A 7,495-nucleotide genomic window follows, 5' to 3' on the forward strand; every position below is an offset into this window, starting at 1 on the left:
AAACAGCATTTTTATCATGTTGGTTCCACAGAAAAATTACGTCATCCGATCACCGAAGCGCTCATTACTAACTTTAACATTTCCTTGTTGCCAGAGCGAGGAACTGATTTGCAACAACTGTCATTATTCCCATCGACAGCAGAAAATGAGGGAGTGAGAACAGTCTAGAAGATGCCTAGTTGCTAATTCTCACTCCTTACTGTTTATCCTTGGCTTTGGCGCAGATGGTCATTAATTTGACGTTTACGCTTTTCTTGGGGGGTAGTGCTAGTAATTTCGCCAAAATCTTCACTACTCATGGAAAGATGGGACATTATCTTTCTTTTGCGCTCTTTAGCAGTTAATTCCGGTGAAGTAGTCACTGGAGGCGGCGCTGCCACCGGTTGCGCTGCCAGCGGGGGAGTTTCCACAATTGGCAGCGGTTTTTTGGGAATATAGTCAGCACCACTGGTGCTTCTGGAGAGATGATCGAGAATGCGACGTTTGCGATCGTCAGTAGCCATAAAAATCTTTGCCAGTCTAGTGTGAACTTTTGTAACTATCACCTATTGTCAAACATCCCTATCACCTTGAGAAGTCAAGGGAGATTTTATTTTCAGCGATTGAAGACATAAGTAGTCGTGCAAAATTAATTTCCTAGTTGAGACAGGAGACTCCGAGACAGGAGACAGGATACGGGAGACGGGATACAGCTATTAGGGATCGGATTTGAGTTTTCAGTTCTCTGTTTGCTCACCACCGCAGAAGTCTGACGGAGTAGTGGCTTAGATGTGTAATTAATTGTGCTTAGATACTTATAAAACTTGCGATCGCATTTATCTGGCCGTGGAACTGGGGGTCTTCTCGCCCAAGGTGATAAGATAAAAAACTAAGTCTTTGAAAATATGACAAAGGATTTATCTATCATGACACCCTCTTTAGCTAACTTTCTCTGGAGCCTTGTTTTAGGTGCGGTTATCGTCCTGATTCCTGCCACTATCGGTTTGATTTTCATTAGTCAATACGACAAGATCAAACGGACTTAATTTAATCTAACTCTAAATGCCCAGACGGATCCGTCTGGGCATTTTAGCTAATTTTGGAACTGGCAAGAGCGATCGCCCCGACTACCCGATATCCCTCCGTTTGTAAAACCTGCACAGCTTCCTCGATCGTGGTTCCCGTGGTATAAATATCATCAATTAAGAGAATCGGCACTGATTTCGGTAAATTTTTCCCCAGTTGAAAAGCCGCTTGCATCGTCTTTTTTCTCTCCTCGGCTGCCAGACTAAATAAGGCTGCCGTGTTCTTAATCCGAATTAATCCGCGACTAGCCAGAGGATAACCGGTTAAACGACAAAAACCCTCGCCAATAGCTTCTGCTTGATTAAAACCCCTTTCCTTTAACCTTTCTGGGTGGAGAGGGATAGGAATCACCGTCAAGCGTTTATCGGTGAGGGGAGGACGAAGCAGCCAAGTTTCCCCCATGCAACTGCCTAGCAAAGAGCCGAGAGCGGGATGGCGATCGTATTTCATTTTAGCGATCGCCTGTTTTAATTTACCTTCATAGCGTCCCCAGATAAACAGGGGAATAGAACCACGCCAGAGAAAAAGCGGGTTATTCTGACGATAGGACTGTAATTGTCGCCCACAATCACGGCAAAGCTCTCGCTCGCTCTGCCGTTGACAAAGAGGACAGGGAGACTTAAGAAATAAAGCGAGAAAAGGTTCGAGCATGGGAAGCAAAAGTTTTAGCTAGATCCTGATTTCCGTCGTCAAAAACGGTCAAATAATGGGGATTACTCCGCTCGATCGAAAGACTGATTCCTTGCGCTCCTTCGGACTCTAGATCTTGTAGATAACCCCCCTGATGCTGTTGTGCTTCCTCAAAAGAAGCAAAGGGACCAAAATAGTAAATACAGTGGGGGGAAAGGGAGGTAATTTTCAGCCACCAAGGGGTATTATCGTCAGAAATTTTCTTTGTCTCCAAGAAAGATAAAATCATGTTCTGGTAGTGATAGGGTACAGGGATTGCGGGAATCAAGGATAGGTTTTGAGGAACTTTGCCCCCATAATTCCCATTTGCTGGCCAAAAAATACAGCTTTTGGCCAAAGAGAGTCTTTTTATCGTATTAGAGTAACAAGGGGATCGGTCGCAAAATCGAAAGAGATTCTAAAAATTCCCCTCAGCCAAGGGGAAGCGGATCGAGATAGGATAGTAAAAAGTTTTTTTTTAGAAAGCTAAGGGGATCAGATAACTATGAGCCAGATCACAGACACAGATAAGAGTCTTGAGGCGATGAAGAATTTTGCCGAACAGTACGCTAGACGTACAAATACTTACTTCTGTAGCGATCTCTCGGTGACAGCCGTAGTAATTGAGGGATTAGCGCGTCATAAGGACGAATTAGGCGCTCCTTTATGTCCCTGTCGTCACTACGAAGACAAAGAAGCGGAGGTAAAAAATACTTTCTGGAATTGTCCCTGTGTACCGATGCGGGAACGGAAAGAATGTCACTGTATGCTATTTATTACCCCCGATAACGAGTTTGCTGGGGAAGAACAGATAATTTCCCTCGACTATATCCAAGAAGTCCGCGAATCGATGAAGGGGCATTAGTTTAGGGTAATGACAGCCACCGCTTTTGGCCAAGGAATCGACGAATTTAATCGCCAGCAATTCTATGCTTGTCATGATACCCTAGAGGCTTTGTGGATGGAGTCCGCAGAGCCAGAAAAAACCTTTTATCAAGGCATTTTGCAGATTGCTGTCGCTTGTTACCATCTGGAAAATAATAACTGGCGCGGAGCGGTAATCCTTTTGGGAGAAGGGGTGAGACGTTTACAACACTATCAACCCGATTATGAGGGGATCAACGTGACGCACTTGGTCGGGGAGAGTTTGGATCTATTAAACTTTTTACAGAATCTCGATCCCCAAGCTTTACCGGCAGTGCTAGAAGCGATGAAAAGCAATCAGGAACATCCTCACCCCCACCTCGATCGATCTATATGTTCTCTGCCGAAAATCCTCAAAAGTCATCCTGTCCTCTAAAAAGCTAGATTAGTTAGTCAATACAATTACATCTAAGTAGGGTTTGCTGAATAAATCTAAAAACCTTGTTGGGTAAGACTTTTAGACTTTTTTTACCTCAAAAAGTGCCAACCATTGGAGTGGTCGGGGGGAAAATTCAGGTACTTTTTCCCTGAAAATTAGGTAATTGACCCCCTCAAAATCGGTAAAACCCTACACCCTACACCTCAACCCCCAACCCCCAACCCCCAACCCCCAACCCCCAACCCCCAACCCCCAACCCCCACCGAAAAACTTTTTCAGCAGACCCTAAGTAGGTGGGTGTTAAAAATTGTCAGCACCCCCCTTATCAAGGGGGGTTTAAGGGGGGATCAAAGACAAAATCTATCTTCAATTTAATTGAAACCATTTACTTATAGGCGACATTTCTATGAGAGCAAGATACACAAAAATCAGAGGATGGCTAGTTTCCCTCGTTTCTACTAGCTTAATCATGGGATTGGGCAATTCTCCCCTAGTCAAAGCACAGCAGAACATTGTACCCGGTAATGCCATGACAGTGCGATCGGATATTCAAGAGGCAAACTCAAAAACGGGGGTAATTACTGCGAGGGGTAACGTACAAGTGTTCTATCCTGCCCGCAAAATGCAGGCCACTTCCGCCCAAGCTCAGTATTTTAGCCGCGAACGTCGTTTAGTGATGACGGGTAACGTTTACGTTTTGCAGGAAGGCAACAGTATCCGCGCCGAAACGATGACTTATCTAGTCGATGAGGGCAGATTTATCGCTACTCCCCAAACCAGTCAGCAGGTGGAGTCAATTTATTTAGTCAAAGATAACGAAACTTCCCCCCAACCGGCTGCTTCTCCGACACCCGCACCCATACCTTCCCCTTCCCTCCCCGCTGCCCCAATTATTAACCCGCAGTGATTGGGAGTCAGTAGTCTCCGAGACAGAATTCAGGAGTCAGCTTTTTTTCTCCCCACTTCCCCACTTCCCCATCCCCCAACCCCCGATAAAGATGACTTTAGTATTAGAAAATATCCATAAATCCTACGGTAAAAGGCTCGTAGTTAACCGGGTGAGTATTACTGTGGCCCCGGGAGAAATTGTCGGGTTATTAGGACCAAATGGTGCGGGGAAAACCACAACTTTTTATATCGCCACGGGATTAATTAAACCGAATCAAGGGCGCGTTTGGCTCGATCAAAAAGAAATTACCAAATTACCCCTTAATCAAAGGGCGCGTCTGGGTATTGGCTATCTGACGCAGCAGGCCAGTATTTTTCGTTATTTAACTGTATCAGAAAATATTCAGTTAGCCCTAGAACAGTCGGGGGTTCCCTTTTCCCAACGGGCAAATCGTCTCTATGATTTATTAAAAGAATTTCGCCTCGATAAGATTGTTCGCACTAAAGGAGCCTACGTTTCCGGAGGAGAAAGAAGAAGGACAGAATTAGCTCGCGCTTTAGCGGTGGGAGTCAACGGACCAAGATTTTTATTATTAGATGAACCTTTCGCTGGGGTGGATCCGATCGCTGTGTCCGAGATTCAAGCGATGATCGCCGGTTTAAGGGATCGTCAGATGGGAATTTTAATTACTGATCACAATGTGCGAGAAACTTTGGCTATCACTAATCGGGCTTATATTATGCGCGAAGGGCAGATTTTAGCGGCGGGAAGTGGCGAAGAACTTTATAATAATCCTCTGGTGCGTCAGTATTATTTGGGTGATAATTTTTTCCGATAATTGTTATTAATAAAAAAAATCGCTGCATTATATCATGAAAGTTAGCAATTGGCAAGGAAATTTAAGTAGAATACCCGGATTTAGCATCTTAGACCGCTATATTTTTGTCGAGTTATTATTGCCCTTTTTATTTGGTATGGGTTTATTCACTTCTTTGGGAGTGGCGATCGGTACTTTATTTGATTTAGTGCGACGGATTACTGAATCGGGTTTACCTTTTACTTTGGCCTTAAAAATTCTCTTATTAAAAATGCCAGAGTTTATCGTTTTAGCCTTTCCCATGTCGATACTTTTAGCGGCTTTAATGGCCTACAGTCGTTTAGCCAGTGATAGCGAATTAATTGCTTTGAAAAGTATTGGAATTAGTGTTTATCGCCTCATAATTCCCGCCATTGTGCTAAGTTTAATAGTGACGGGATTAACCTACGTTTTTAATGATTATGTGGCTCCGGCTGCCAGTTATGAAGCTAATGCTACCATGACCAAAGCTCTGCGACCAAATCGCAAATCTTTTATTGAAGATAATATTATTTATCCTGAATACGGCAAAGTGCGGCCACCGGATGGAGGGGAAGCGCAAACGGTATTAAGAAGGTTATTTTATGCTGAAAGATTTAACGGTCAAGAAATGCTAGGTTTAACCATTCTCGATCGCACCCAGCCGGAAGTTAATCAAATTATTACCTCAGAATCAGCTTCTTGGAATATTGAAAAAAATATTTGGGATTTTTATAACGGCACAATTTATCTAATTGATCCTAAGGGTTCCTATCGTAATATTGTACGATTTCAACATCAACAATTAGCCCTACCTCGTACCCCTTTAGATTTAGCTTTTCGGGGCCGAGATGGTTCAGAAATGACCCTAAGACAAGCGCGGGAATATCTAGGAATACTGCAATTAAGCGGCAATCCTACCAAAATTAGAAAACTACAGGTTCAAATCGAGCAGAAAATATCTTTACCCTTTGTTTGTTTAGTTTTTGGGATGATTGGGGCAGCTTTGGGATTACGTCCGCAAAATGCTAATAAAGCCACCAGTTTCGGTATTTGTATCGTCCTAATTTTCTCCTATTATCTCCTATCTTTTGTCACCAGTTCCTTAGGCATTGGCGGAGTTTTAACCCCCTTGATGGCCGCTTGGTTGCCCAATATTTTAGGATTAACTGCCGGGGGAATTTTGTTACTTCAATCGGCTAAGTAATCGAGGGTTAGCGGTGGGAATAAAAATTGATAATCATCAAATTTCTAAGGCTAATTTGTATAAACGACTGCGGGATAAATTAGTAACTTGTGCTAATTGTCTGCTGGCTTGCGATCGATTAACTCCTCCTTCGATAATCTGTTTTAATTCCCGTTTTAATTCCTCGTCGGATAATTGGATAGTATCGAACCGATTGTTGCCCATAACTACGATCGTAAATTCTCCTTTAGGAGTTTTATTCGCCAGATATAAATTAATCGCCTCGGCGACAGTTCCTCGCCAAATTTCTTCGTAAAGCTTGGTTAATTCCCGACCTAAAACTATCTTTCTCGTTGGGCCGAAAGTTTCTCGTAAATCCTCCAAAGTCTTAATAAGTTTGTGAGGAGCTTCATAAAAAACCATCGTTCTCGTTTCAGTTTTTAAACTCTCTAAGCGCTCTTGTCTCAGCTTTTCCTTACCCGGAAGAAATCCTTCAAAACAGAATCTTTCCGTGGGTAATCCCGACACCGCTAAAGCAGTAATTACCGCCGTTACTCCGGGGATGGGAACCACTTCGATCTTAGCTTCTATACAAGCTTTAATTAACTCATAACCTGGGTCAGAAATCCCCGGCATTCCTGCATCAGTAACCAAAGCGATATCCTGACCTTGGCTGAGAATATTTAATAACTCATCGAGACGGGAAAGGCGATTATGTTCGTGGTAACTAATTTGAGGGGTTGGAATATCAAAATGCTGTAATAATTTCCCTGTGTGTCTGGTATCTTCGGCAGCAATTAGAGCGACTTTTTTGAGAGTTGCCAAGGCCCGCAAAGTCAGATCGTCTAAATTGCCGATCGGCGTTCCCACCACATACAATTTACCGAGATTATTCATAAATTGGCTAAAAATAGGCTATTTAGTCGTATTTTCAGTGATAAGTCAACAGTAACCAGTAAACAGTGAAAAGACAGCAGAAAACTGTCCTTTAATATTCTCTTCTCCCACTGATAACCGATCACTGATAAGACTGTCCACTAAAAACTCACATCTGATCACTGCTCACTGATAACTGATAACTGACGACTGATAACCGATCGCTTTTCTCTGTTCAGGGATCACTCAAATAGGGTAAAGTAGGTCAAGGTATGCTCACCCCTGTCAATGCAGTAATCTAGTCTAAGGAGAACGTCTTAGTAATGTTAACCCTAAAAATAGCCGTTTATATCGTTGTTTCCTTCTTTGTCTTACTTTTTATCTTTGGCTTCCTTTCTGGCGATCCTACCCGTAACCCCGGACGCAAAGACTTTGAGTAGAAGACAATTATCAAACTGGTTCTAGGGTAGAGGCACAGGGAACAAGTTATCGAACTTCCCCTGTCTCCCTAGAAATAATGATCGTGGTAGTATCATCGGAAATTTTGGGTCTGAAACCCCGCCGTTCTAGGTTGGCTTTACGTTAGAATTAAAAGGCCAGTCTCGAAAACCAAGTGGACGGCGCAGCACCTTGAAAACTCGGCTTAGGGGGTTCCGACCAGAAAAGCTTGGC

At 43.3% G+C, this 7,495-nt stretch carries 11 protein-coding genes and 1 pseudogene; 8 read left to right on the forward strand and 4 right to left on the reverse strand.

Annotated elements, in window-relative coordinates; genetic code table 11:
- Positions 1–168, forward strand: a pseudogene (locus IM319_RS21585) (DNA adenine methylase); the annotation flags it as partial.
- Positions 169–203: 35 nt separating this feature from the next.
- Here the strand turns inward: IM319_RS21585 and IM319_RS21590 are convergent.
- The gene (locus IM319_RS21590) at positions 204–503 is read right to left on the reverse strand and encodes a hypothetical protein (protein WP_287736882.1); all 300 of its coding nucleotides are present in this window, start codon (positions 501–503) and stop codon (positions 204–206) included.
- Between the two features lie 402 nt (positions 504–905).
- Between IM319_RS21590 and psbX the strand changes: the two genes are divergently transcribed.
- Entirely contained in the window at positions 906–1,025 is a 120-nt protein-coding gene (gene psbX, locus IM319_RS21595; protein ID WP_002733679.1) for a photosystem II reaction center X protein, read from the forward strand.
- A gap of 43 nt (positions 1,026–1,068) precedes the next feature.
- Here the strand turns inward: psbX and IM319_RS21600 are convergent, their stop codons facing one another.
- Both IM319_RS21600 and IM319_RS21605 read right to left on the reverse strand, forming a co-directional pair.
- Complete coding sequence (locus tag IM319_RS21600; RefSeq protein WP_286825205.1) at positions 1,069–1,716, reverse strand: ComF family protein; 648 nt, start codon at positions 1,714–1,716, stop codon at positions 1,069–1,071.
- Entirely contained in the window at positions 1,685–1,984 is a 300-nt protein-coding gene (locus IM319_RS21605) for a DUF1816 domain-containing protein (RefSeq protein WP_287079968.1), read from the reverse strand. Before IM319_RS21605 ends, IM319_RS21600 begins: the two co-directional genes overlap by 32 nt.
- A gap of 255 nt (positions 1,985–2,239) precedes the next feature.
- Between IM319_RS21605 and IM319_RS21610 the strand changes: the two genes are divergently transcribed.
- The 5 genes from IM319_RS21610 (at position 2,240) to IM319_RS21630 (ending at position 5,968) form a co-directional block, all read left to right on the forward strand.
- Positions 2,240–2,599: a ferredoxin thioredoxin reductase catalytic beta subunit gene (locus IM319_RS21610; protein ID WP_002760795.1), complete on the forward strand. Its 360-nt coding sequence runs from the start codon at positions 2,240–2,242 to the stop codon at positions 2,597–2,599.
- Positions 2,600–2,608: 9 nt separating this feature from the next.
- Positions 2,609–3,034, forward strand: coding sequence for a DUF309 domain-containing protein (locus IM319_RS21615; RefSeq protein ID WP_061432732.1), 426 nt, complete (start codon positions 2,609–2,611; stop codon positions 3,032–3,034).
- 409 nt (positions 3,035–3,443) lie between these two features.
- The gene (locus IM319_RS21620) at positions 3,444–3,944 is read left to right on the forward strand and encodes an LptA/OstA family protein (RefSeq protein WP_287684381.1); all 501 of its coding nucleotides are present in this window, start codon (positions 3,444–3,446) and stop codon (positions 3,942–3,944) included.
- A gap of 91 nt (positions 3,945–4,035) precedes the next feature.
- Positions 4,036–4,764, forward strand: a complete 729-nt coding sequence (gene lptB, locus IM319_RS21625) for an LPS export ABC transporter ATP-binding protein (RefSeq protein ID WP_002797884.1) — start codon at positions 4,036–4,038, stop codon at positions 4,762–4,764.
- 34 nt (positions 4,765–4,798) lie between these two features.
- Positions 4,799–5,968 (forward strand): LptF/LptG family permease, encoded by a 1,170-nt coding sequence (locus tag IM319_RS21630; protein WP_286825212.1) that lies wholly within the window; start codon positions 4,799–4,801, stop codon positions 5,966–5,968.
- A gap of 36 nt (positions 5,969–6,004) precedes the next feature.
- Here IM319_RS21630 and rsmI read toward each other — a convergent pair whose 3' ends face one another.
- Positions 6,005–6,844, reverse strand: a complete 840-nt coding sequence (rsmI, locus tag IM319_RS21635) for a 16S rRNA (cytidine(1402)-2'-O)-methyltransferase (RefSeq protein WP_286825213.1) — start codon at positions 6,842–6,844, stop codon at positions 6,005–6,007.
- A gap of 302 nt (positions 6,845–7,146) precedes the next feature.
- Here rsmI and IM319_RS21640 point away from each other — a divergent pair, with 302 nt between their 5' ends.
- Positions 7,147–7,263 (forward strand): photosystem II reaction center protein I, encoded by a 117-nt coding sequence (locus IM319_RS21640; RefSeq protein ID WP_002732356.1) that lies wholly within the window; start codon positions 7,147–7,149, stop codon positions 7,261–7,263.
- Positions 7,264–7,495 lie beyond the last annotated feature (232 nt).

This window comes from Microcystis sp. M113S1 (genome assembly GCF_020246945.1).
Classification (GTDB): Bacteria; Cyanobacteriota; Cyanobacteriia; order Cyanobacteriales; family Microcystaceae; genus Microcystis.